Origin of the sequence: Rickettsia sp. MEAM1 (Bemisia tabaci), assembly GCF_002285905.1 — a bacterium.
Lineage (GTDB): Bacteria > Pseudomonadota > Alphaproteobacteria > Rickettsiales > Rickettsiaceae > Rickettsia.
Genome location: NZ_CP016305.1, coordinates 225,210 through 247,488 on the forward strand (window position 1 = coordinate 225,210; position 22,279 = coordinate 247,488).

The following is a 22,279-nucleotide window of genomic DNA, read 5'->3' on the forward strand; positions in this document are numbered from 1 at the left end:
AACTTCAGTATTAGGGAAACAAGGATGTACTTGTTTAATAATGTAATAAATTTTAAGGTATATTTTGAAAATCGTAGAAATAAATAATAAAGAAATTTTTTATTTACTGCCTGAAAATCAGTTACTTGAAAAAGGTCTGCGACAAGTTAAGATATTATCTATTTTTGAGACAATTTGGGATTCTTATGCTGAAAAAGCGATAAATTTATTATTTGAGTCGGCTGTTGAAAATCTAACCTGTGCTATGCTGCTTGGCGAAGAAAAAGCTATTTTGCCTCTTGCACAACTTTATTCTAAAGGTACTATTTATGGCATTTTACCGGATTTAGTCTTCAGTGATTATATTATCTTACTAGGACGAAAACTTGAATATGAAATATGTAATGATATCCCTTTGCAACTTATCACTAATACTAAATATTTTGATAAACAGTTAGAAGATCTAGCTATTATTATTATTTCTAATACCTTATTCTACTATTCTAATTTTAGATGTATAGGGGAAGATATTAAAAAAAAATCATTAGGGATTGTAATAAGCAGTTTAAAGAAGAATGGCATTTTTGTAAATTTGAATATCCTGATTTAACGTTATCATCTTTGAGATATTGGAGGAAGAGCAGGATTCAGTAACTGTAACAGGTGAAACTTTGGATGATAATAAATGTTTAATGTCTTGATTGGGTTCTTTTGCTGTTGCATGGCTTGGTTTTTCTGTCATTGCGAGAAAGTTATGTAATAACCAACGAAGCAATCTTAGGAGTTTTACTTCATGAGATTGCCCCGCCACTTTCAGTGGCTCGCAATGACATCCATTTAATACAAAAACAACTTCTTCTGACTCTTCGATTCTTCGTTTACATTATTATTATTTTGTGGATAACCATGATCTAATGTTTTCAAATAATCCCCTATTGCTTTAGAAAATTCTTCCATTTTATAACGAAAGAAATGGTCAGCACCGCTAATAATTTTACATCCAACCTTAATATGAGCTTGTTGTTTAGATAACTTACTTGCTAAATCTTTTACTGCTTCAGCTGAAACTATACTATCACTATCACCTTGTAGTACAAATCCTGGAATAGGACAAGGCGAGAGGAATAAAAAATCATATTTATTTACTGGAGGTGAAATAGCAATAAAGTTATTTATTTCAGGGCGTCTCATAACCAGCTGCATAGCTATCCATGCACCGAATGAAAACCCTAATACTAAGTTAGACTGAGCGTTTGGATTATTCTGCTGTAACCAATCAAGTCCTGTTCCGGCATCTATAACCTCACCCACTCCATTATTAAAGTTACCCTCTGAATGCCCTACTCCTCTGAAGTTAATACGTAGAACTGTATAGCCATGCTCAGATAAAACTTTATAGGCGTTATACACTACTGTATTATTCATATCACCGCCATGCAAAGGATGGGGATGAAGAACCAATGCAACAGGAGCATTATATGCTTCTGCTTTTACATATATTCCTTCGATTCTACCTTCTGGACCGTTAAAATAAATTCGCGACATAATTATTTGTAATATTTAATTTGTTTTTGTTAATAAACTTTGCGTCATTGCGAGCGAAAACTTTATCATCCTGTCATCCCGTGGTCAAGCCAATAGTACCAGACAATTATTATTCTATATCATTCCCGCGTAGGCGGGAATCCATCATAAAGCGAGCTTTTAATTTAAAAAACTTGCTGCTTTTATGTTTATTTTTCTGGATTCCCGCTTCCGCGGGAATGACATTAAGTCTATGCATATCAAGAGAACACTGCCCTCTCGACTGCCTCAGCATTATGCTGCACTAAATCTTTCGCTATTTCTTTAGTAATCATCTTTTTTAGACCATTTTTAAGCTCATGACGAACGCAACCAAGCATTTGCGGTTCAGCAACTATAATTAGCTCTTTATATTTACCTTGGTCATGACCTACTGCTTTTTCTAAATGTTTTATAACGCTTTTTGCTGCTTCTTTATGCTCTATATCTTTTAAAGAAGTATGAGGCTCAAACAATGAAGCAGGCGTAGATTTATTTTGGTATAAACTCTGTCTTTTTTCTCTATGGTGGTGATGCTCTTCCAAATCTAAAGGTAACTTTAAAGGCTTATTATTAGTAATTTTAACTCCTTGAGCATCGTAAAGCATCATTTGCTTACTATCGATAACTGCAATTAATTTTAATGCTGTTGTATTATTCATAATACCTCCATAAGAATAGTTGGTAATTGTATGATAATACTAATTATTTCTTAATCCAAGACTAATTTAATACAAATAACAAATTACATTAGTAATTTGCTATTCGAGTAAGTACTAAACAACCCTCAGCTATAAGCTGAGGGGTTATAAAGTGGAATCGATTAGAAATCGATCATCATTCACAGGTTCACCTTCCTGTTCATCAATATAGTGCTGTATCATTTCATCAGTTATATTACCTGAACTGACTGCCATATAGCCCCTAGCCCACAAATGATTGCCCCAAAATTGTTTTCGTAAATGAGTAAATTCTTGCAATAAAATTCTTGAGCTAATGCCTTTTAAATACTGTACTAACTTGCTAAGAGATATTTGCGGCTTATATGAGATAAATATATGTACGTGATCACATGATATTTTCCCTGAAATTATATGTACTTCATGTTCCATACAAATCTGCCTCAGTAAATCTCTAGTCCTTTCCGATACTTTGCCTATCAATATTCTCTTCCTATATTTTGGTATCCATATAAGATGCACTTTTAAATCATACTGACTATGACTATTCTTTCTATAACTTCTCATATTTCTTGATATAAATTCATTGCTAAAGCAATTTCATTATATCTTCCCTTCGCCTAAAGGCGAGGGATTTTTGATCCCCGAAGGGGGACATTAATTTAATAATTTTTGCTTTTCACTATTAATTATCTCTTCAATCTTATCATTAAGAATCCGCACTTCGGTCTGTTCTACCTCTTCTTTTTCTATTACTCCAATAATTTTTACCTTTATAGTTCCAGGCTGTTTAAACCAAAAGCCTCTAGGCCAAAATAAGCCGGCATTATGTGCCATCATTACTATCGGCACTTTAGTAATAGAAGCAAGCTTTACAGCACTTGGCTTAAATTTTACTGTTCTATCAGGCGGAACTTTTGTTGATTCAGGAAATATTATTAACCATAAACCTTCCTTGATTTTTTCCTCACCCTCTCTTAAAATTTGAGCAACTGAACTATTAGTGCCACGATTTACTGCAATCGGCTTAACCATACGAAGTCCCCAACCAAGTAGCGGTATATTAAATAGTTCACGCTTTAATACCCATGAATGTTTAGGGATAATAAGCTGCATAAACATCTGATCCCAAAAGGATTGATGGTTAGATACAACTATTGAAATGGTTTTAGGCAATTTCTCAAGTCCCTCTACCTCGTATTTCAAACCACAACAAATTTTTGCAAGCCACACAAAAGCATAAGAAAAGATAACAGCGATCCTATATCTTATTTGATAGTTGACATTGAAAAACGTTACGGGTATGTAACATATAAGAAAAAAGATAAAAGTAAATAACGATAATAATCCGTAAAATGATAAAATTCTTAAACGCCAAAGCATATAGTAAAAATTAAATATTAATTTGGTATACCTTTAATACTTCAAGATTTGGTAAATACTCGATGAACTTCAAAAATTGGCTACGTCGTTCTATAAGTACTGCGGTGCTCACGTATTAAGTATACGCTCCGCTCCTCGTCTTATAAACTCCTTGCTCTTTTTGAAGTTGATCTTCGTATAAGCCAAATTTCGGGATTCGTCTTTGCTCACGTAGTTTATCTACGCTTGTGCAGACTCACCGCTTATTTGACTTACCAACTTTTGAAGTATTTGCGGTATATATATAACATATATTTATTAATGAATACAATAATAAAGGTATAAAATGAAAAAAACTGTTCTTTCAGGTGTGCAAGCCACTGGTTCTTTGCATCTTGGTAACTATTTAGGTTCGATTCGAAACTGGGTTAAAATGCAGGAAGAATATAATTGTTTTTTCTTTTTGGCTGATCTGCATTCTATTACTGTTGATATAGCACCTAGTGAACTTAAAAGATCGGTTATCGAAACTTTAGCAATTTATCTAGCAGCAGGTCTTGACCCTAATAAAGTCACAATCTTTGCTCAGAGTATGGTAAAAGAACATGCTGAACTCGCTTGGTTGCTAAATTGCGTAACACCGCTCGGCTGGTTAAAACGCATGACGCAGTTTAAGGATAAGGCTGGAAAGGACCAAGAAAAGGCGTGCCTTGGGCTTTTTTCCTATCCAGTACTTATGGCTGCTGATATACTGATATATAAAGCCGATATAGTGCCTGTTGGTAAGGACCAAAAGCAGCATTTGGAGCTAACTAGAGATATCGCCGGCGTAATTAATAGGAAATTTAATAAGGAAATTTTAAAAGTACCTGATGTTTTAATTGGTGGCTCAGGAACAAGAATTATGAGTCTTAGAGATGGCAGTAAAAAAATGAGCAAATCCGATTCTTCAGATTTTTCTCGTATTAATTTAAGAGATGATAATGATCTTATTCATCAAAAAATTAAAAAAACCAAAACAGATCATTTAAGTTTTGTCAGTTATGATAAAGAAGCAAGACCAGAGATTAGTAATTTATTAGACATCTATACAAGCTTATCAGAAGAAAAACTTGAGAATATAATTCAGAACTATGAGAATCAAGGCTTTGCCAAATTTAAAGAAGATTTAGCAGAAATTATTATTACTAACTTGCAACCTATGCGTGATAAATATTTAGAGTTAATGAATGATCAGGAATATTTACTCAAAATACTTCACCAAGGTGCAGAGAAAGCAAGAATTAGAGCGTCTGAAACTGTAAATGAGTTAAAAGAACAATTTGGCTTCGTGATATGAAGTAGATTTTGAGGGATACCAAATCGTCATTGCGAGGAAATTACGGAGTAATTGTACGTACGCAATCTCAGGAATTTTATACTGTTTTATGAGATTGCCGCGTCGATGCTAGCATCTCCTCGTAATGACGAAAAAGTCGCTCCACACAACAATGCTGATTTAATAAGACCTTGTTGCTAATTTTCCAAATTAAACGAACATAGTAAAGATTTTTTACGATTTCTCTTGAATTATGCTATATTTTTTGCTATGAATCTTCTTGGATAGGTGGCCGAGCGGTTTAAGGCACTAGTCTTGAAAACTGGCGTACGGTCAACCGTACCGTGGGTTCGAATCCCACCCTATCCGCCAGCTCTAAAAAATCCTTTATTACTTATAGTTTACCTGTTGAAAAAGCAAAAATATCATCAAATATTTTTCAAAAAATTCCCTGCTTATAAAATAATATTTATATTTTTTGGTAAATATTTAGAATATCTTTCTAAAGAATTTTTTATTGCTTCAAAGGATATTGTAAAAAAATAATCTTTGTCTGTTTCATCTACTTTAATAGCTCCAAATCTTTCATGAAATCTCCAAACAGATTCATTTTCTTTTCTTACATCAAAGTGAGCCTTAGTAAAACCTAGGCTAAGTGCATAACTATATATGATTAAAGCTGACTCAATAGAGTAGCCACTTGGTGTATTAGCCTTTAAAATCCATGATCCCCAACAAAATGAATCTTCTTGAGCATCATAAAGTCGCACTGTTCCAACTTGCTCTAAATTTTGATCTTGGATTAAAAAATATAATTGGGAATTATCTTGCTTGTATTTTTTAATCCATTCAATTTGTTGTAATAAATCGTTAAAGGTTGAAGAGAGATATTTAGATTTAGTAGTATCAGTTCTTAGGTTTAAAATAAACGAACTATCTTCTACCTCTACATCACGTAATATTAGGTGATTGCCAATAATTTGTTTGGGTTTTATAAAGCTTATTTGGGGCATAGGGATTTGAAAAAATAATTATTTTAATTTCAAATAAAAATATTTTTATATTTACAATTATGCAAGAAAATAATATAATAGACGCTTTATTAGGAACTAATTAGTTGATATATATTTTGAGCATGTAATTTTGTTGCTAAGCTAATTAGTTATAGATATTACTCCTCTTGCCTAATCTCAAATTCATTTTGACTGTATACTCATTATTAATTTAAAGAATTATTTCTACAAAACTTTAAGGAATTCATATTTTAGTTCCTTGCTTTACTTTTAACTCTCTAAGTTATTTGATATATACAAATTATTACTTTAAATCTTGTAATTTATGATTATCTTAAAAAAGATTCTAGCCAATTTAGACACAACAAAATATAAGCTAGCTAATATTTTAAATGGGTTAGGCATAAAAAGTGCTTCCTTAACTGTTAAAATTGAACCTAGAATATTATCTGCTGTTAATAAAATTTTATATTTGTTACGCTACGCTATATTTTATGCTTCAAAATGTTTAATTTCAATTGCAATTTGGTTAAACCCTAAAAAACAAATATTTAGAGAAAATTTAGCTTCTTTGAGAACCATCCTTAAAATTAAATATGCAGGTCTAAGTATTCAAAAATCTCATGATTTAAATACAAACACTCAAGAAACTCAGGATGTAATTTTTAAAAGCCCTTTAAAAGACATTTTTAATTATTATTCTGTCTCTGAAGGATGTAAATTATTATCTCACAAAATAAAATTTTTTGATACTAACAAAACATTAAAATTAACTAAACCTAAAGTAATAAATAATGATTTTCATGTATCAGAAAAATATAATTGCACAATAAAATTACCAGATACTTATCTTGCAGAAATAAATAATGCAATTGTAATCGGGGGTACAGATCTAATATTAAGTAATAATACAGCTTTATATGATGGTCTTGATAATAATGATCAGTATATTATTTATGGCGAAGAAAGCGACTTCTATCTTAAAAAATATGTTTACCATATTAAATCTATAGGTATTGTAAATAAGATTAATGAAAAAAACTTGTCATTTGAAATAATAAAAAATCCCCAAGTTATTGATAGCGGGATTCATCTTGTTAAAGATCATTCCAAAAACTACTATCATTGGATTGTAGAATGTTTACCAAGACTCAGTTTAATTCAAGGATTAGACAAAAAAATACCATTATTAATTGATGAAGATCATTATCCTCAATCATTAGAACTCCTAAAAATGTTCAATTTGGATAATAGAGATTTAATAAAGCTTGAAAGAAAAAACGGATATTTAGTAAAAAAGTTATATTATCCCTCCCCATTATCCTTAATTAAAGATAATGTTAATGCACCTGATTATTCAAATGCAGTAGTGATTGCTCCCAAAGCAATACAGTTTGTAAAAAAGGTAATATCTAAACAATTTAATAACCCTAAAAAAGCATTTCGTAAACTTTATATATCAAGAAAAAGAGCTACATATAGAAAATTACTCAATAGTGAAGAAATTGAAAATTTCTTGATTACTCAAGGATTTGAAATTGTTTACACAGATTTTTTATCAGCCCAGGCACAAATTGAATTATTCTCAATGGCACAAGTTATTATCGGTCCTACTGGTGCGGGTATGGTTAATTTAATTTTCGCTCCTAAAGATTGTAAAATATTAATTTTAAGTAGTAACGTACAAGAAGCGAATTTCCGAGTATTTCATTCTTTAGCTATGAGCCTAGAAATGGATTTAAAATTTTTGATAGGAGCTCATACCAATACTCAAATCATATCACCTATGCATTCAGATTATAGTATTGATATAGATTTATTAAGCAAATATGTAAATTCTCTACAAAACTAAGGCTTGTAGTTAGTACATATTTAATGTATAAGGTACTAATAATTTTATCCACAACAACTTATTAAATAGTTTATGAAAGGTATAATTTTAGCAGGCGGTTCTGCTACTAGGCTTTACCCTGCTACAAAATCTTTATCAAAGCAGCTCTTAACGGTTTATGATAAACCGATGATTTATTATCCTATTTCAGTATTAATGCTTTCTGGAATCAAGGAAATCCTAATTATTACTAACAGTGTATTTCTTTCTTTATATCAAGATCTATTAAATGATGGTAGTCATTTAGGCATTAATATTCAGTATGCTATACAAGATACTCCTAAAGGTCTTGCGGATGCTTTTATAATAGGTGAAGATTTTATAGGAGATTCTAATGTGTGCTTAATTCTTGGGGATAACATTTTTTATGGTCAAGGACTAGTATCAATATTACAAAATGCTAGATCTTTACAAGAGGGAGCGAAAATTTTTGGTTATTATGTTAAAGATCCAGAAAGGTATGGGATTGCTGAGATTTCTTTTCCTAGCTGTAAAGTATCAAGTATTGAAGAAAAACCTCAAAACCCTAAATCAAATTATGCTATAACCGGTTTATACTTTTTTGATAATTCAGTAATTAAAAAAGCAAAAGCAGTTAAACCTTCAAAGCGTGGGGAATTAGAAATTACATCAGTTCTTCAAGCTTATTTAGAGGAAAATAATTTAAATATAGAAGTATTTGGACGTGGCGTAGCTTGGTTAGATACAGGTACATATGATAGTTTACTCGAGGCATCGAATTTTATTGCTACTATCGAAAAAAGACAAGGATTAAAAATTGCCTGTTTAGAAGAGGTAGCATATAATTGTAAATATATAGATGCAGAAATGTTACTAAAACTAGCTGAACTTAGCCCTAATTCCGATTATTGTAAATATTTAAAAAATATTTATTCTCACCCTAGCTTTTCTATTTTAAATACACAAAAATAAAATCTTTAAAAATGCAGAGAAAATAAAAATGGATAAAGTTATTTTAATTACAGGAGGTGCCGGATTTATTGGTAGCCATTTAGTAGAATATTTTTTAAATAAATATAATAATTACTATATTATTAACTTAGATGCCTTAACTTATGCTGCTGATATCAAACGCCTTGATCATATTAGCAATAAACAAAATTATAAATTTATTCATGGCAATATTTGCCAAATCGACTTAATAGAAAATTTATTTAAAGAATATAATATATCCGATGTAATTCATTTAGCAGCAGAATCGCATGTAGATAATTCATTAGCTAATCCAAGAATTTTTATAGAAACTAATATACAAGGTACTTTCAACTTACTAGAATCTGCAAGAAATCACTGGTCATCACAAGATAATATAAATTCCAGATTTTTACATATTTCTACCGATGAAGTATATGGTAGTTTAGGTGATACAGGTTATTTCTCTGAAAATTCTCCTTATGCTCCAAATTCCCCTTATAGTGCTTCTAAAGCTTCCAGTGACTTTTTAGTTAGAAGTTACTTTCACTCATATAATTTACCGACAATAATTAGCAATTGTTCAAACAATTATGGACCAAGGCAACATAATGAAAAATTAATTCCTACTATTATTAGAAAAGCCTTAAATAGTGAGCCAATCCAAATTTATGGTAATGGAAAAAATATTAGAGATTGGTTGTATGTAGAAGATCATTGCTCTGCTTTAGACCTTATTTTCCATAAAGGCGTGGTAGGTGAAAACTACAATATAGGTACACGTAACGAACAAACTAATTTAGAACTTGCTAATAAAATTTGTAATATTTTGGATGAATTAAGACCTCACACTGATTCTACACCTTATGCAAAACAAATAACATACGTAACAGATAGAGCGGGACACGATTTCAGATATGCTATCGATAATACAAAACTATGCTCAGAATTAAATTGGTCTTCTAAATTTTCTTTTATCGATTCATTAAGATTAACTGTAGAATGGTATATTAATTATTATGAATCACAGTTATAAATTAATTGAAATTCCACGTTTTGATGACGATAGAGGTAGCTTATCCTTTGTTGAGCTAGGACAAATTTTAGATTTTCCTATACATCGTGTTTACTGGCTTTATAATTTAAAAAAAGATCGCGGCGGGCATGCACATAAAAATTTAAAACAATTTATTTTTTGTACTCATGGCTCGGTAGATTTCGTTTTAGATGATGGCGAGTATAAAACAACCATTACTCTTGATGCACCGAATAAAGGTTTATACATTCTAAAACCTTTATGGCGGGAAATAACAAATATAAAAAATAATCCTCAAGTAATTATCTGTGCTTCAGAAAACTACCAAGAAAGCGATTATATTAGATCATACGAAGAATTTAAATTATGGAAATCAAATTTTTAGACTTAAAAAGTGCTTACACTGAAATTAAACAAGAAGCAGATAAATTATGGCAAGATGTAAATAATGATGCTTCATATCTTTTGGGAAATCGTTTAGAAAAATTCGAACAAAAATTTGCAAGTTACTTAGGAGTAAAGCATGTAATTGGCGTAGCAAACGGTCTTGATGCATTAGTTCTAAGCCTTAAGGCATTAGGTATAGGTGCTGGCGATGAGGTAATAGTGCCTGCCCATACTTTTATAGCTTCATGGCTTGCTGTTTCCGAAATTGGAGCAGTACCTGTTCCAGTTGAAGTTTGCAAAGATACTTATTTATTAGACCCTTCAAAAATTGAGCATGCTATAACAAGTAAAACACGTGCAATTATGCCGGTTCATTTATATGGGCGTGTATGTGATATGCAGCTAATTTTAGCTATAGCAAAAAAATATAATCTGAAAATTATAGAAGATGCTGCTCAAGCACATGGAGCTATAGATTTAGTTAGCGGAAAAAAAGCTGGATCATTCGGAGATTGCAATGGTTTTAGTTTTTATCCAGGTAAAAATCTAGGTTGTTTTGGTGATGGTGGATGTATATCAACAAATGATGATAAAATTGCTGACACACTTAAATTACTACGTAATTACGGAAGTAAAGTACGCTATAGTCATGAAATCATAGGGAAAAACAGTAGATTAGATGATTTGCAAGCAGGAATACTTTCTATTAAATTAAGATATCTTAATGAATGGAATAAAAAAAGACAAAGAATTGCTAAAATTTATTTACAAGAATTAAATATTAATGATATAGTTTTACCTCAATATGATGACGGTAATGTATGGCATATATTTCCTATAATGACTAAAAAACGAGATCAATTAAAAGATTATCTTGTTAGTCAGGGGGTACAAGTTATAATTCACTACCCTACCCCAATATACTTACAACCTGCTTATCAAAATATGAATTTAAAAGTTGGTTCTTTTGAATTAACTGAAAAAATTAGCTCAGAAATTCTTAGTTTACCAATAGGACCTCATTTGACTGAAGAAGAGGCTATATTATGTACAAAAAAAATTAAAGAGTTTTTAAGGATTGGTTAAAGTTTATTAACTAAACAACCCTCAGCTATAAGCTGAGGGGTTATAAAGTGGAATCGATTAGAAATCGATCATCATTCACAGGTTCACCTTCCTGTTCATCAATATAGTGCTGTATCATTTCATCAGTTATATTACCTGAACTGACTGCCATATAGCCCCTAGCCCACAAATGATTGCCCCAAAATTGTTTTCGTAAATGAGTAAATTCTTGCAATAAAATTCTTGAGCTAATAAGGCACCGTCAAGTTAAGGGAGGTATAAATTAAGGCATCGGCTTTAACGCTATCTACTAAATATTGGCATTGCTTTGGTGTTACGCCATAATTGAGTTGCACCGCACCAATATTAGCAAGTAATACTATATCAGGAGCATTATTTCGTACTGTAAATGTATCTAAAGTACTTGGTTCTGTAAGTAATGTACGCATAGAACCAAGCCCCATAGCGATACCTGCTTTTTGAGCAGCAGCAGCTAATCTATGATTAATATCTCTTGCCCTAGATGTTCCGCCTGCATACTAGAAATTAGAATAGGTGCTTGTAAGATTTTATTTAAGAAAGTAGTAGTTGTATCTATACTACTATAATTGATTTCAGGTAAGGCATTATGCACAAATTGAACTGACTCAAATCTACTACTTAAGCCAGATTCAACATTCTTTGTAAGATTAATTTCGATATGGTCTTGTTTTCTTTTTATGTCTAACATACTGGATGTTTTCCGAGCCATGCAATAACGCCACCGCAAAAATGACAATATACATCTAATAAATAAAGAGTTGGTAGACGAAGTTTTATTCGAAAAAGAGCAAGGAGTCTATAAGTCGAGGAGCGGAGCTTACACTTTAGTACGTGAGCACCACAGATCTTATAAGACGACGTAGCCAATTTTTCAAATAAAACGAGTATACTACTTCTTATCCATATCAGCGAATACTTCTTCCCATGAGCCAGTAGTTGCTGCTTTTGAATATTCGGTTGCTCTATTTTCAAAGAAGTTTGTATGCTCAACCCCGTTTAGCATTTCATCAAGCCATGGCAGAGGGTTATTTTTTACCATATAAATATCTTTTAGCCCTAGCTGAAATAAACGTCTGTCAGCGATATATCTAATATATAATCTTACTTCATCAGCTTTTAGCCCTTCAATTCCTCCTACTTCAAAAGCAAGAGCAATAAAAGCATCTTCAAAATGTACAATAGTTGTACAAGCTTTATAAATACGACTACGTAAATTTTCTGTCCAAACTTCAGGATTTTCTCTAACGAAAGTTTTAAAGAGTGTAATAATAGAATTAGTATGCAGAGTTTCATCACGCACTGACCAAGCAATAATCTGTCCCATACCTTTCATTTTATTAAAACGTGGAAAATTAAGCATAATAGCAAAAGATGCAAATAGCTGTAATCCTTCTGTAAAAGCTCCAAATACTGCAAGCGTAGTTGCAATATCTTCATTAGTAGCAACCCCAAATTGCTGCATATAATCATATTTATCTTTCATTTCCTTGTATTTAAGAAACGCAGAATATTCTACTTCAGGCATTCCTACAGTATCAAGCAAATGTGAGTATGCTGCAATATGCACTGTTTCCATATTAGAAAAAGCAGATAACATCATCATTACTTCAGTGGGTTTAAATACTCGTGAATAATGCTTCATATAGCAATTATTTACTTCAATATCAGCTTGTGTAAAAAAGCGAAATATTTGCGTTAATAAATGCTTCTCACCTGGCGTTAAATTATATTTCCAATCTTTAACATCATCAGCAAGCGGCACTTCTTCCGGTAGCCAATGAATTTTTTGTTGAGTGTGCCAAGCTTCATATGCCCACGGATATGAAAATGGCTTATAAATCGGACTTGCATCAAGTAATGACATATGCTTTCTTTTTAATTTATTTTTTTAATTTTTTTGTTGATTACCATATTCCGTTGTTATGGCTTTGTTGCATAGCTTAAAAAATAACCTAAAATCGTCATTGCGAGGAGCATAGCGACGAAGCAATCTCAGAAACCCTTATGAGATTGCTACGCTCCTTGCAGTCGCATAGCTTATGACGTTTCCGATTTACTGGCAAGCTAAGCATTCTTCATATTTATTAGCTTCAGCTAGTTCGTCATTTTGTTTTTCTAAATCTTTAAAATCTGCCTTTAAAACATCGTGCGAAACTTTATCAGCTCGTTGAATTGATGTTGATCTACAATAATATAAACTTTTAACTCCTTTTTTCCAAGCTTTAAAATGAATATCATTTAGATATTTTTTGCTAACATTACCCGGTAAAAAGACATTTAAAGATTGTGCCTGAGTAATATAAGGAGTACGATCTGCTGCTAGCTCTATCAACCAATTTTGATCAATTTCATAAGCTGTTTTAAAGACCTGCTTTTCTTCTTCAGTTAAGAATGTTAGATGCTGCACTGATCCTTCGTGAGTACTAATTGAAGACCAAACTTGATCATTATTAAATCCTTTTTCCTCTAATAACTTTTCTAAATGCTTATTACGTACATTAAAAGAACCGGTTAGGGTTTTCTGTACGAAACTATTAGCAGCAAACGGCTCTATTCCTGGTGATGCATTTCCTGCTATTACTGAAATTGAAGCAGTAGGAGCTATTGCTGTTTTGTTACTAAAACGCTCATTACTTCCTGCATCTAATGCATCAGGACAAGCTCCTTTCTCTTTACCGATTTTAACAGATGCTTCTTCTACTTCCTTAGATACATATTCAAATATTTTCTTATTCCAAACCTTTGCCATAACCGATTCTATTGGTACTTTTTTCATTTGCAGAAATGAATGGAATCCCATAACACCAAGTCCAACGCTTCGCTCACGAAAAGATGAGTATTTAGCTCTTGCCATAGTATCAGGTGCTTTATTGATGAAATCTTCTAAAACATTATCAAGAAATAGCATAATGGTTGGTATGAATTCTTTATCGTCTTTCCATTCTTCATAATATTCTAAATTTAGAGAAGAAAGACAACAAACAGCAGTTCTTGATTTACCTAGATGATCAATACCGGTTGGCAATGTAATTTCACTGCAAAGATTGGACATCTTAACATGTAAGCCTAACTTTTTATGATGCTTAGGTATTGACTTATTAACACTATCAATAAATAACAGATAAGGCTCACCAGTTTCTATTCTGGTAGTGAGCAGCTTAACCCATAAATCTCTTGCTCTAACTTTACTTACAACTTTTTTGGTAGCAGGACTAATAAGCTCGAAGTCTATATTATTTTCAACAGCTTGCATAAATTTATCAGTTATGGCAATGCCGTGGTGAATATTAAGAGATTTTCGGTTAACGTCTCCACCTGTCGGGCGTCTTATATCAATAAATTCTTCGATTTCAGGATGATCAATAGGTAGATATACAGCCGATGAACCTCGTCTAATCGATCCTTGAGAAATAGCAAGGGTCATAGAATCCATTACCTTAATAAAAGTTATAATGCCTGATGAATGTCCCTTATTATGGATTGCTTCATTAATAGATCTAACATTACCCCAATAACTTCCTATTCCGCCACCGCGTGAGGCAAGCCAAACATTTTCCGTCCATAAATTTACTATATCATCTAAACTATCATCTGTCTCGTTTAAGAAACAAGAGATAGGTAATCCCCTATCAGTGCCACCATTACTTAAAATCGGTGTTGCAGGCATAAACCACATTTTGCTCATATACTCATATAGCTTCTGAGCATGCTCTTTATTTTCAGCATAGTAACTAGAAACACGAGCAAATAAATCTTGAAAATCTTCGCCTTTCATAAGGTATCGATCTCGCAAAATTGCCTTACCAAAAGGTGTAAGTAAATCGTTATAATTATTACTGATATTTATTTGAAATTTATTTTTTTTTGCTGTGCTCATTATAAGTACTAATGGGGTTGGTAGAAGCTAATTAAGTATAAAACTTTTTCTTAAGTAGACACTAGAATAAGAGTTTATTCAACATAAATATTTATAATTATTTTAGATTTACCCCTTGACAGTCGATAGTTCAAAGCAAACTCAAGCGAGTATTAAATTTTCTTAAATTGTATAAATTATGTAGGATAGTTGCATTATTGTAATGATAGTATTTTGAGAAATAAGTTTTAACTTGTCCAATCCAACTCTGCATAGTTTAGTTCAGAAGATTCTCTAGGATTTGTATTATTTACACTTAAATTTTTAGAAGTACGATCGTAATACCCTAACGTGTCTTCATCATTATAACGAGGTTGTAATTGTTCATTTTTGGTAAATTTTAAAGGATCAAACATTTCTATATATTTTAATACGTAGTCTAAAGATTCTTTTTTTTGTTTATCTAAAGTAACATTATTTTCGTCTAAGTAATTATATAGTTTTTGTAAAAAAGTATAATATTTATCGCCTTTACATAATCCGTAACGAGCAAGGAACAGCATATTAATATCTTTAACCTTTTCTGTTATCAGTATTTTTTCAAAAAGCTCTAAATCATAAGTATGAAGAGCTACGCATATAATATTATTATGCGTTATTTTACTTTTTATTATTTTAAGTTTTTCTGAGAAACTATATTTAGACCATTTCACAATTTGTATATATCTTAATCCTAATTAGCCATAAACTAACGTTAAATTAAAATTTGTAAAGTAATAACTTTAGTCTTTAAGGAAATTTTTAGGCATTCTGTAATAAATTGTATTATAAAATTTACCACTTTCTGGGAATTTTCGTGTGCGGATAGAAAAGTTACCGAAATTTCTGATTTCGATACGGTTTTGTTCTTTAAGAGAATTGCTTAAATAATTAAGGATTAAATTCACAGAATCACTTACATCTTCTTTAGAAAGATAATCTAGCTGCTTATGTATTTTATTTATCAAATCAATTTTAGTAGCAATGATTAGAAATCGCCTTAATTCCATTAAAACTATTTTTGAAAAAACTAGGTACTAAACTATCGAAATCTTCAAGCATCATTTCCACTAATTTAGGTTTTGGTTTTAATTGATAGTCCTTAACCGTTAATTTAGCATCGATTTTTTTCTCATCTTGTAACCATTTTAAGGCTGTATCCTCATTACCTATACTATCTACCAGCTTTAGTTTTACAGCCTGACGTCCTGAATATATTCTGCCATCAGCTAGTTTTTTGACTTCATCTATAGGAATTTTACGTCTTTCAGCAACAAGTTCAATGAAAAAATTGTAAGTATCTTCAATATTTTCCATAATCGCTACTCTTACATTTTCAGTAAGTTTTTCAGTAGGATTTGGGGCAGCTTTAAGCTCACCTGATTTAAAATTAAGAAAAGTAATGCCAAGTTTTTGTGCAAGGTCAGTTACCTCAGCAGTCTGCAATATTACCCCAATTGAACCTGTAATAGTTCCATTATGGCTAATAATGTAATCACCAGCAAGAGAGATTAAATAACCACCGCTTGCTGCCATCGTTCCCATAACTATAACTACTGGCTTTTTTTCTGATATTTTAAGTAGAATATTATAAATTTTTTCTGATCCTACTACTGTACCGCCTGGAGAATTTACATTAACTATTAAGGCTTTAATATGAGAATCATCAACAATTTTCTTAAGCTTTTTATCACGCTTCTCATCTTCAAGTATTATGTCGTCAATTAATACCGAAGCTATATAATCATCATTATTATTGGCTAAAACTTCCGTTGAAACAAAATCTTTACAAATTAAGAAGAATGAAACACCAATTAAAATAATTGCTATTAACTTCCAGACTAATAAACGAGCCTTTATTTGTTTTCTTTCAATTAAATAATCAGGTGTTATATTCATTTTGCAATATATTTTTTAGTTTTTTGTCATTGCGAGGGGAGGCAAAGCCTGCTGTGTCACCCCGTGGTCAAGCAACTAGATAACACTTAGAACATTTTTTGATCCATGCGGGCAATGCCACCACGGGATGACCCCACAACTTACTTACGTTCTGCTGGGCTTTTCATCATCTCAAAAAACTCACTATTAGTTTTAGTGTGTTCTAACTTTTTAAGCAAGAATTCTATTGCTTCACTGCTACCCATTGGGTCAATGATGCGGCGAAGAACCCACATTTTATTTAGCACTATTTTATCAACTAATAAATCTTCTTTTCTAGTTCCTGATCTAGTTATATCAATTGCAGGATAAATACGTTTATCGGCAATCTTACGATCTAATACTATTTCAGAGTTACCTGTACCTTTAAACTCTTCGAAAATCACCTCATCCATACGTGAGCCGGTTTCAATTAGAGCCGTACCGATTATGGTGAGTGAACCGCCATTCTCAATATTTCTTGCAGCACCAAAAAATCTTTTCGGACGCTGAAGTGCGTTAGCATCAACACCGCCTGTTAATACCTTACCAGATGACGGCACTACAGTATTATAAGCACGAGCAAGACGGGTAATAGCATCAACTAAAATCACTACATCTTTCTTATGTTCTACTAATCTTTTTGCTTTCTCAATGACCATTTCCGCAAGCTGTACGTGCCTACTTGCTGGCTCATCAAAAGTAGAGCTAACAACCTCACCACGCACGGAACGTTGCATATCCGTTACCTCTTCAGGTCTCTCATCTATTAACAACACAATTAAAAATACTTCCGGATTATTGGTAGTAATAGCATGTGCAATATTTTGTAATAATACAGTTTTACCAGTACGGGGGGGTGCAACTATTAAAGCACGCTGACCTTTACCCATTGGTGCGACTAGCTCGATAACACGTGTACTAAAATCTTTACTGTTATCTTCAAGCTCTAAGCCTAATTTTTCATCAGGATATAAAGGAGTGAGATTATCAAAATTGACGCGGTGATAAGCCTTAGAGGGATCTTCAAAATTCACTTTATTTACTTTAAGCAGTGCAAAATAACGCTCACCCTCTTTCGGAGCTCTTATTCGTCCTTCCACAGTATCACCAGTACGAAGACCAAAGCGACGAATTTGGCTTGGAGAAATATAAATATCATCAGGTCCTGCTAAATAATTTACTTCCGGAGAACGCAAAAAGCCAAACCCGTCAGGCAAAACTTCAAGTACCCCCTCACCTACTATTGAACCACCCTGCTCTACAGATTTCTTTAAAATTGCAAAAACTAACTCTTGTTTACGTAAAGAACTAACATTTTCAATTTTTAGCTCTTCTGCTTGAGCTTGCAATTCTTCAGGCAATTTACGTTTTAATTCTTTTAAATTAATTATATTGCCGTTTTCTGCATAATGATTATTAAATTCAGGGTTATTTAGTTGTTCTGGGGATTCTTTATTAGTTATACTCATTATTTTTATTATAATAGATTATAGTTGACATGAATGAAAAATTTAATTCCTTAAATGTAGAGGAAATATTACGTTTGTTTTAAATTGGAATCAAACTAGATTTTTAGATTTATTCTTGTGGCTTGAAGAATTAATTTTATTTCTTAGCTTTATAAAGCTTTAATATATGTAAAAGGATATTAACAATCTAAAAGCATATTGTCAAGTATATACTGCTAATAAATGAAAAGTTGGTAGACGAAGTTTAATTTGAAAATTGACTATAATATTAATAAAAGTGGATCAGCTTTTCCGTCATGGCGAGAAAATTATATTTGCATCTCCTCGCAATGACGACTTTGACCCACAAGGCTTAATTAGGAATCCTTATTATCTCTAATTTCTTTGACTATGCTTAATAATTGAGGAAAATCTACTGATCCAGGGATTAACCTAGCATTAATTACATATGCAGGCACACCTTGAATTTTAAGATTTCTAGCTATTTGCATATTTTGAGCGATTAAATCTCTTACCTCAGAACTATCAGCTATCTCTTCAACTTCCGTAATATTTAAGTCATTTTTGGCTAATAATTCTTCGACAGTTTCTTTAGAAACATTTCTTATCTTCATTAATTCACTATGAACAGCTTTAAATTTACTAGGGTTAATTTTATAAACTGCTAAAGCTATTTTTGCTAAATAATCAGAAGCATCACCAAGGATAGGTAATGGTCTTAACAAAATTTTCACTTCTGGATCATTTTGTAATAACTCATTTAAAGAAACATCACCTTTTTTACAGTAGGAACAAGAATAATCATAAAAAGCAACTATAGTTACATCACCGTCTTTATTACCTATGACAGGAAAATTTTGGCTATTCTCGATATCTAATTTGTTATCCTTAATATAGCTATTAACTTTGGTTTCACTTTCTTGTACTTTACGCTTTTGTAGATTTTCTATTGATTGTATTATTATTTCAGGAGTATTAAGCAAATATTCTTCAATAATCTTCTTAACTCTTTCTTCTTCACATTGTTTCGGCTCTTCATTTTGTTTTACTTCTATGGAAACAGGTTTTGTAGAAGAAGTTTTTATAGTTTTAAAAATAAATAAAACTCCTATAATTACTACAAATATAACTAATATCTTTCCAATAATATGCTGCATAAATAACCTTTAAAATTAATTTTATTTTGTTTCGGGCTTGTGTATGGTTGTCACCCCGTGATTTATTCACGGGGTCCAGGAAAAAATATGTAATATTTTTTATTGTTTTTCTGGATGCCGTGGTCAAGCCACGGCATGACTACCTTAGGACGTTTTTCGACCCACGCTGGCAAGCCTTACACGGGGATGACATATAACCCTTACTTCTGTCTGATCAATCTACTCTGATCTCTCTTCCAATCTTTTTCTTTAATAGATTCTCTTTTATCGTGTAATTTTTTACCTTTAGCAATGCCAAGTTCAATTTTTATTTTATTCTTTTTGTTAAAATACATAGACAAGGCAACTAGAGTATAACCTTTTATTTTAGTTTTACCGATAATTTTGTTTATTTCTTTTTTATGTAGTAACAATTTACGTGGTCTTCTAGTAGAATGATTGAGCCTATTTGCTTTTTCATATTCTGCAATATGACAATTATACAAAAATACCTCATTTCCCGTATCAGCTGCATGACTCTCTTCTATAGATGCTTTACCTTGACGAAGCGATTGAACTTCACTACCCTTTAATACAATACCTGCTTCTAGTCTTTCCTCAATAAAATAATTAAAGAGAGCTTTTTTATTTTGTGCAATAATTTTCTTATATTCCATCATACTTTTATAGATAAGGATGTTATAATTTCCTCAATTTGTTTTTTAGTTGTATTTGTTGCTTCAGTTAAAGGCAAACGAATTTCATTTGTACAGAATCCTAAATAATGCATAGCATACTTAACTGGGATTGGGTTTGATTCTACAAATAATGCTTTATATAAAGGTAATAATTTTTGATGAATCTCTAAAGCTCCTTTAACATCATTGTTATACCATTTCTTTTGAAGCTCTTTGCATAATTTAGGTGCAACGTTAGAAGCTACAGACACGCACCCTACTCCGCCTTGAGCATTAAAAGCAAGACTTAAATCATCATTACCGCATAATAGATTAAATTCTTTTTTAACTATAGCTTTAATTCTAAGCGGTTTTTCTAAATCTATTCCCGCATCTTTTAAAGCTAAAATACGAGGTAATTTAGCGAGTTTAAAGATCACTTCATCGGTAAAGTCAACCCCAGTTCTACCCGGAACTGAATATAGCATAATCGGCAAATTACTAGCTTCATGTATTGCTTCAAAATGTTTATAAATTCCGTCTTGAGTAGGCTTCAAATATGATGGCGGGCTAATCATAAAGCCGTCAACTCCAATTTTTGTAGATTCAGCCGCAAGCTCTATTGCATAAGCAGTATTATTTGAAGAACATCCACTAATTATAGGAATACGCTTATTTACAATATTCTTACTAGTTTGTAGTAATAATTTGTACTCTTCAAGGTTTAAACTACTACCCTCACCTGTTGAACCTGCTATTACTACGGCATTGACTTCGGCTTTTATTTGATGCTCCAAAATTTTTTCAAGCGATTCTAAATCTAATTTATTATTTTTAAACGGCATTATTATTGCCGTAATCAAACCTTTAAATATATTATTCATTGTTTTTCATTTTTGTGTTGTTATGTCATTGTTGCGTGGATCGAAAAACGTGTACCATGTCATCCCCTCGTAGGCGGGGATCCAGCATAAAGCGAGATAAATCGAGCTTTTTATGTTTGTATTTTTTACTAGATTCCCGCCTACGCGGGAATGACATACTACCCCTCACAATTTTACCATACTCTTCTTTCAAAGCATTCACAATTTTATGATCATTAAAAGTAAATTTCTTACCGCCAAGATCTATAGAGCTAATATGCTGCACCTCAATTGCCGTACCTGTAGCAAAACAGCTAGTAAAATTTTCTATTTGCTCTAATTTTAGACGTTCTTCTTTTACTTCTAATCCTAAATTTTTTGCAATTTCAATAATAGTTTGTCTTGTTATGCCATCTAAAAATCTATCGGCAATTGGAGTATATAGCACATTATCTTTAACAAAGAAAATATTTGTTGTAGTACATTCCGCAATATACCCCTCATAATCAAGTAATAATGCATCATCATAGCCAAGGTCTTTAGCCTCTTTCTTACTCGTTATTGCCATGTTATAATGAGCAGCGGATTTAGATTGCACTGGCATCATATTAGGTGCAGCTTTACGCCATCTGCTTACATGCAAATTAACTCCAGCGGTAAATGCTCGTGGCATAGAGGGAACAGCCGCAATTAAAACGTTAGTCGACAATTTAGGGTTAATAATATTTAAAGACTCACTCCCACACCAAACAAGCGGTCTTATATATGCATCCTGAATCTTGTTTTTCTCTATTAATAATTCATGAGCTTTTATAATTTCTTCTACACTATAAGGTACTTTCAATCCTAAAACTTCTGCTGATTTAATCAATCTTTCAGTATGTTCTTTAAGTTTAAAAACTTTCCCATTATAAGCCCTCTCACCCTCAAATACCGATCCCGAGTAATGTAAACTATGAGTTAAAGCATGCACTGTAGCAAGTTCATAAGGAACTAACTCACCATTAATCCAAATATACCAAAGATTATTTTCTGAATTTTTTGTCATTG

At 31.9% G+C, this 22,279-nt stretch carries 23 protein-coding genes, 1 tRNA gene and 2 pseudogenes; 8 read left to right on the forward strand and 18 right to left on the reverse strand.

The window, feature by feature from the left end; translation table 11 throughout:
• The first annotated feature begins 64 nt into the window (after nt 1-64).
• Nucleotides 65-589 carry a hypothetical protein gene (locus tag BA173_RS01125; protein WP_016947962.1) on the forward strand — a complete coding sequence of 175 codons (525 nt, stop codon included), beginning with the start codon at nt 65-67 and terminating at the stop codon, nt 587-589.
• A gap of 227 nt (nt 590-816) precedes the next feature.
• Here the strand turns inward: BA173_RS01125 and BA173_RS01130 are convergent, their stop codons facing one another.
• The 5 genes from BA173_RS01130 to BA173_RS01145 all read right to left on the reverse strand — a co-directional run bounded on the left by BA173_RS01130 (nt 817) and on the right by BA173_RS01145 (nt 3,605).
• Nucleotides 817-1,524 (reverse strand): alpha/beta hydrolase, encoded by a 708-nt coding sequence (locus BA173_RS01130; protein WP_016947888.1) that lies wholly within the window; start codon nt 1,522-1,524, stop codon nt 817-819.
• 109 nt (nt 1,525-1,633) lie between these two features.
• Nucleotides 1,634-1,762 (reverse strand): hypothetical protein, encoded by a 129-nt coding sequence (locus BA173_RS08770; RefSeq protein ID WP_257008630.1) that lies wholly within the window; start codon nt 1,760-1,762, stop codon nt 1,634-1,636.
• A gap of 1 nt (nt 1,763) precedes the next feature.
• Nucleotides 1,764-2,204 carry a host attachment protein gene (locus BA173_RS01135; RefSeq protein ID WP_016947961.1) on the reverse strand — a complete coding sequence of 147 codons (441 nt, stop codon included), beginning with the start codon at nt 2,202-2,204 and terminating at the stop codon, nt 1,764-1,766.
• 144 nt (nt 2,205-2,348) lie between these two features.
• Nucleotides 2,349-2,789 (reverse strand): IS200/IS605 family transposase, encoded by a 441-nt coding sequence (gene tnpA, locus BA173_RS01140; RefSeq protein WP_095568244.1) that lies wholly within the window; start codon nt 2,787-2,789, stop codon nt 2,349-2,351.
• A gap of 90 nt (nt 2,790-2,879) precedes the next feature.
• Complete coding sequence (locus BA173_RS01145; RefSeq protein WP_068041652.1) at nt 2,880-3,605, reverse strand: lysophospholipid acyltransferase family protein; 726 nt, start codon at nt 3,603-3,605, stop codon at nt 2,880-2,882.
• Between the two features lie 325 nt (nt 3,606-3,930).
• Here BA173_RS01145 and trpS point away from each other — a divergent pair, with 325 nt between their 5' ends.
• Both trpS and BA173_RS01155 read left to right on the forward strand, forming a co-directional pair.
• On the forward strand, nt 3,931-4,923 hold the full coding sequence (gene trpS, locus BA173_RS01150) for a tryptophan--tRNA ligase (RefSeq protein ID WP_016947959.1): 993 nt from the start codon (nt 3,931-3,933) through the stop codon (nt 4,921-4,923).
• 261 nt (nt 4,924-5,184) lie between these two features.
• Nucleotides 5,185-5,274: transfer RNA gene (locus BA173_RS01155), tRNA-Ser, on the forward strand.
• An 83-nt stretch (nt 5,275-5,357) separates the two neighbouring features.
• Here the strand turns inward: BA173_RS01155 and BA173_RS01160 are convergent.
• Nucleotides 5,358-5,915: a GNAT family N-acetyltransferase gene (locus BA173_RS01160; protein WP_016947958.1), complete on the reverse strand. Its 558-nt coding sequence runs from the start codon at nt 5,913-5,915 to the stop codon at nt 5,358-5,360.
• 325 nt (nt 5,916-6,240) lie between these two features.
• Here BA173_RS01160 and BA173_RS01165 point away from each other — a divergent pair, with 325 nt between their 5' ends.
• From BA173_RS01165 to BA173_RS01185, 5 genes are all read left to right on the forward strand, one after another.
• Nucleotides 6,241-7,767 (forward strand): glycosyltransferase family 61 protein, encoded by a 1,527-nt coding sequence (locus tag BA173_RS01165; RefSeq protein WP_068041649.1) that lies wholly within the window; start codon nt 6,241-6,243, stop codon nt 7,765-7,767.
• 72 nt (nt 7,768-7,839) lie between these two features.
• Nucleotides 7,840-8,739: a glucose-1-phosphate thymidylyltransferase RfbA gene (rfbA, locus tag BA173_RS01170; protein ID WP_068041646.1), complete on the forward strand. Its 900-nt coding sequence runs from the start codon at nt 7,840-7,842 to the stop codon at nt 8,737-8,739.
• Nucleotides 8,740-8,767: 28 nt separating this feature from the next.
• Nucleotides 8,768-9,775 (forward strand): dTDP-glucose 4,6-dehydratase, encoded by a 1,008-nt coding sequence (gene rfbB, locus BA173_RS01175; protein ID WP_068041643.1) that lies wholly within the window; start codon nt 8,768-8,770, stop codon nt 9,773-9,775.
• The gene (locus BA173_RS01180; protein ID WP_068041640.1) at nt 9,759-10,160 is read left to right on the forward strand and encodes a sugar 3,4-ketoisomerase; all 402 of its coding nucleotides are present in this window, start codon (nt 9,759-9,761) and stop codon (nt 10,158-10,160) included. The genes rfbB and BA173_RS01180 overlap by 17 nt, the downstream gene beginning before the upstream one ends.
• Nucleotides 10,142-11,248, forward strand: coding sequence for a DegT/DnrJ/EryC1/StrS family aminotransferase (locus tag BA173_RS01185; protein WP_068041637.1), 1,107 nt, complete (start codon nt 10,142-10,144; stop codon nt 11,246-11,248). The genes BA173_RS01180 and BA173_RS01185 overlap by 19 nt, the downstream gene beginning before the upstream one ends.
• 40 nt (nt 11,249-11,288) lie before the next feature.
• Here the strand turns inward: BA173_RS01185 and BA173_RS01190 are convergent, their stop codons facing one another.
• The 12 genes and pseudogenes from BA173_RS01190 to BA173_RS01250 all read right to left on the reverse strand — a co-directional run.
• Nucleotides 11,289-11,462 (reverse strand): transposase, encoded by a 174-nt coding sequence (locus tag BA173_RS01190; protein ID WP_232505956.1) that lies wholly within the window; start codon nt 11,460-11,462, stop codon nt 11,289-11,291.
• A 46-nt stretch (nt 11,463-11,508) separates the two neighbouring features.
• A pseudogene (locus BA173_RS01195) lies at nt 11,509-11,957 on the reverse strand (alpha-hydroxy-acid oxidizing protein); the annotation flags it as partial.
• A 201-nt stretch (nt 11,958-12,158) separates the two neighbouring features.
• The gene (locus BA173_RS01200; protein WP_016948435.1) at nt 12,159-13,133 is read right to left on the reverse strand and encodes a ribonucleotide-diphosphate reductase subunit beta; all 975 of its coding nucleotides are present in this window, start codon (nt 13,131-13,133) and stop codon (nt 12,159-12,161) included.
• A 189-nt stretch (nt 13,134-13,322) separates the two neighbouring features.
• Nucleotides 13,323-15,146, reverse strand: coding sequence for a ribonucleoside-diphosphate reductase subunit alpha (locus BA173_RS01205; RefSeq protein WP_016948434.1), 1,824 nt, complete (start codon nt 15,144-15,146; stop codon nt 13,323-13,325).
• A gap of 227 nt (nt 15,147-15,373) precedes the next feature.
• On the reverse strand, nt 15,374-15,838 hold the full coding sequence (locus BA173_RS01210) for a hypothetical protein (RefSeq protein ID WP_016948433.1): 465 nt from the start codon (nt 15,836-15,838) through the stop codon (nt 15,374-15,376).
• Nucleotides 15,839-15,907: 69 nt separating this feature from the next.
• Nucleotides 15,908-16,150, reverse strand: coding sequence for an HU family DNA-binding protein (locus BA173_RS01215; RefSeq protein ID WP_068041473.1), 243 nt, complete (start codon nt 16,148-16,150; stop codon nt 15,908-15,910).
• A complete protein-coding gene (gene sppA / locus BA173_RS01220) occupies nt 16,140-17,063 on the reverse strand; it encodes a signal peptide peptidase SppA (protein WP_016948431.1) in 924 nt (307 codons plus the stop codon). Before sppA ends, BA173_RS01215 begins: the two co-directional genes overlap by 11 nt.
• A 140-nt stretch (nt 17,064-17,203) precedes the next feature.
• Entirely contained in the window at nt 17,204-18,553 is a 1,350-nt protein-coding gene (gene rho, locus BA173_RS01225) for a transcription termination factor Rho (protein ID WP_016948430.1), read from the reverse strand.
• Between the two features lie 356 nt (nt 18,554-18,909).
• Nucleotides 18,910-19,710, reverse strand: a complete 801-nt coding sequence (locus tag BA173_RS01230) for a DsbA family protein (protein ID WP_016948429.1) — start codon at nt 19,708-19,710, stop codon at nt 18,910-18,912.
• Nucleotides 19,711-19,910: 200 nt separating this feature from the next.
• Entirely contained in the window at nt 19,911-20,369 is a 459-nt protein-coding gene (gene smpB / locus BA173_RS01240) for an SsrA-binding protein SmpB (protein ID WP_068041470.1), read from the reverse strand.
• Nucleotides 20,366-21,250, reverse strand: coding sequence for a 4-hydroxy-tetrahydrodipicolinate synthase (gene dapA / locus BA173_RS01245; protein WP_068041467.1), 885 nt, complete (start codon nt 21,248-21,250; stop codon nt 20,366-20,368). Before dapA ends, smpB begins: the two co-directional genes overlap by 4 nt.
• Nucleotides 21,251-21,413: 163 nt before the next feature.
• Nucleotides 21,414-22,277 (reverse strand): annotated as a pseudogene (locus BA173_RS01250) (branched-chain amino acid transaminase); the annotation flags it as partial.
• Nucleotides 22,278-22,279 lie beyond the last annotated feature (2 nt).

Excerpts from the sequence above, each read along its gene's own strand:
- BA173_RS01145 (WP_068041652.1), bottom strand. The coding sequence starts at position 3,605 with ATGCTTTGGCGTTTAAGAATTTTATCATTTTACGGATTATTATCGTTA.
- BA173_RS01185 (WP_068041637.1), top strand. The coding sequence starts at position 10,142 with ATGGAAATCAAATTTTTAGACTTAAAAAGTGCTTACACTGAAATTAAA.
- rho (WP_016948430.1), bottom strand. The coding sequence starts at position 18,553 with ATGAGTATAACTAATAAAGAATCCCCAGAACAACTAAATAACCCTGAA.
- BA173_RS01230 (WP_016948429.1), bottom strand. The coding sequence starts at position 19,710 with ATGCAGCATATTATTGGAAAGATATTAGTTATATTTGTAGTAATTATA.
- tnpA (WP_095568244.1), bottom strand. The coding sequence starts at position 2,789 with ATGAGAAGTTATAGAAAGAATAGTCATAGTCAGTATGATTTAAAAGTG.
- BA173_RS01160 (WP_016947958.1), bottom strand. The coding sequence starts at position 5,915 with ATGCCCCAAATAAGCTTTATAAAACCCAAACAAATTATTGGCAATCAC.
- BA173_RS01200 (WP_016948435.1), bottom strand. The coding sequence starts at position 13,133 with ATGTCATTACTTGATGCAAGTCCGATTTATAAGCCATTTTCATATCCG.
- rfbB (WP_068041643.1), top strand. The coding sequence starts at position 8,768 with ATGGATAAAGTTATTTTAATTACAGGAGGTGCCGGATTTATTGGTAGC.
- smpB (WP_068041470.1), bottom strand. The coding sequence starts at position 20,369 with ATGATGGAATATAAGAAAATTATTGCACAAAATAAAAAAGCTCTCTTT.
- sppA (WP_016948431.1), bottom strand. The coding sequence starts at position 17,063 with ATGAATATAACACCTGATTATTTAATTGAAAGAAAACAAATAAAGGCT.
- trpS (WP_016947959.1), top strand. The coding sequence starts at position 3,931 with ATGAAAAAAACTGTTCTTTCAGGTGTGCAAGCCACTGGTTCTTTGCAT.
- BA173_RS01205 (WP_016948434.1), bottom strand. The coding sequence starts at position 15,146 with ATGAGCACAGCAAAAAAAAATAAATTTCAAATAAATATCAGTAATAAT.
- BA173_RS01130 (WP_016947888.1), bottom strand. The coding sequence starts at position 1,524 with ATGTCGCGAATTTATTTTAACGGTCCAGAAGGTAGAATCGAAGGAATA.
- rfbA (WP_068041646.1), top strand. The coding sequence starts at position 7,840 with ATGAAAGGTATAATTTTAGCAGGCGGTTCTGCTACTAGGCTTTACCCT.
- BA173_RS01135 (WP_016947961.1), bottom strand. The coding sequence starts at position 2,204 with ATGAATAATACAACAGCATTAAAATTAATTGCAGTTATCGATAGTAAG.
- BA173_RS01165 (WP_068041649.1), top strand. The coding sequence starts at position 6,241 with ATGATTATCTTAAAAAAGATTCTAGCCAATTTAGACACAACAAAATAT.
- BA173_RS08770 (WP_257008630.1), bottom strand. The coding sequence starts at position 1,762 with ATGCATAGACTTAATGTCATTCCCGCGGAAGCGGGAATCCAGAAAAAT.
- dapA (WP_068041467.1), bottom strand. The coding sequence starts at position 21,250 with ATGAATAATATATTTAAAGGTTTGATTACGGCAATAATAATGCCGTTT.
- BA173_RS01180 (WP_068041640.1), top strand. The coding sequence starts at position 9,759 with ATGAATCACAGTTATAAATTAATTGAAATTCCACGTTTTGATGACGAT.